Origin of the sequence: Mesorhizobium sp. M7A.F.Ca.CA.004.06.1.1, from assembly GCF_003999135.1 — a bacterium.
GTDB lineage: Bacteria > Pseudomonadota > Alphaproteobacteria > Rhizobiales > Rhizobiaceae > Mesorhizobium.
Genome location: NZ_RZPQ01001150.1, coordinates 1 through 1194 on the forward strand (window position 1 = coordinate 1; position 1194 = coordinate 1194).

The following is a 1194-nucleotide window of genomic DNA, read 5'->3' on the forward strand; positions in this document are numbered from 1 at the left end:
ACGTCACGTCGGCGGCGCGCGCTGCATAGCCGTCCATGGCGGAAGCATTGAAAGGCGGCTGGGTGCGAAGTGCTACGACCGGTTCCGCCAGAACACGATCCACAGCCTCGAACAGGGGAACGCTTTCGCCGGCTAGAGGCGCCGCGCCATCAAGCAGGCGTTCAAGCGCCTCCGCGATAGGAACCAGCGCCATCAGGCGCTCGCCTTGTAGTCACCCGACTTGCCACCGGTCTTTTCGACCAGGCGGATGCCGGTGATGACCATGGCGCGGTCTACTGCTTTGGCCATGTCGTAGATGGTCAGGCAGGCGACCGAGGCAGCCGTCAGCGCTTCCATCTCGACACCCGTCTTGCCGGTGACGCGCGCCAGTGCGGTGACCTTCAGGCCCGGCAAAGCATGGTCGGGCTCGATGTCGACGGAAACCTTGGTCAAAAGCAGCGGGTGGCAGAGCGGGATCAGTTCATGCGTCTTCTTCGCCGCCATGATACCGGCGATGCGCGCAGTGCCGAGCACATCGCCCTTCTTGGCGTTGCCGGCGAGGATCATCTTCAGCGTCTCGGGCTGCATCGCGACAAAGCCTTCGGCGATCGCCGTGCGCGTTGTTTCGTCCTTGTCGCCGACGTCGACCATGTTGGCCTCGCCCTGCGCGCCGAGATGGGTAAGGCCCGATACCATCGTCAGATGGCCTCGGCCAAAGCCTTGCCTGTCAGAAGCAGGCGCGTCGCCGCGGTGACGTCCTGTTGCCGCATCAGGCTCTCGCCGACAAGAAAAGTGCCGATGTCGCTCTTTTGCAGCCTGAGGCAGTCGTCATGCGAGAAAATACCGCTCTCGCTGACCAGCAAGCGGTCGGCCGGAACCATCGTCGCCAGCCGCATGGAAGTGTCGAGGCTGGTCTCGAATGTGCGCAGATTGCGGTTGTTGATGCCGATCAGCCGCGACGACAGTTTTAGCGCGCGCTGCGTCTCGGTCTCGTCGTGCACTTCGACCAGTGCATCCATGCCGAGTTCGAAGGCCGTCGCCTCGAGCTCGCTGGCCAGGACGTCGTCGACACTGGCCATGATGATCAGGATGGCATCCGCGCCCCAGGCGCGGGCTTCGTAGACCTGATACGGATCGAACAGGAAATCCTTGCGCAGCGCCGGCAGCGCGACGGCGGCTCGCGCCCGGGTGAGAAATTCGGGCGCACCCTGGAAG

At 63.9% G+C, this 1194-nt stretch carries 2 protein-coding genes and 1 pseudogene; all 3 read right to left on the minus strand.

The genetic code is table 11. The features are described from left to right. Positions 1 to 193, minus strand: a pseudogene (locus EN906_RS34660) (molybdopterin molybdenumtransferase MoeA); the annotation flags it as partial. Beyond that, entirely contained in the window at positions 193 to 675 is a 483-nt protein-coding gene (moaC, locus tag EN906_RS34665) for a cyclic pyranopterin monophosphate synthase MoaC (RefSeq protein WP_127271357.1), read from the minus strand. The gene moaC and the pseudogene EN906_RS34660, both read right to left, overlap by 1 nt. Before the next feature lie 2 nt (positions 676 to 677). Then, on the minus strand, positions 678 to 1194 hold a 517-nt coding region (locus tag EN906_RS34670), incomplete at its 5' end, for an indole-3-glycerol phosphate synthase TrpC (protein WP_164777635.1).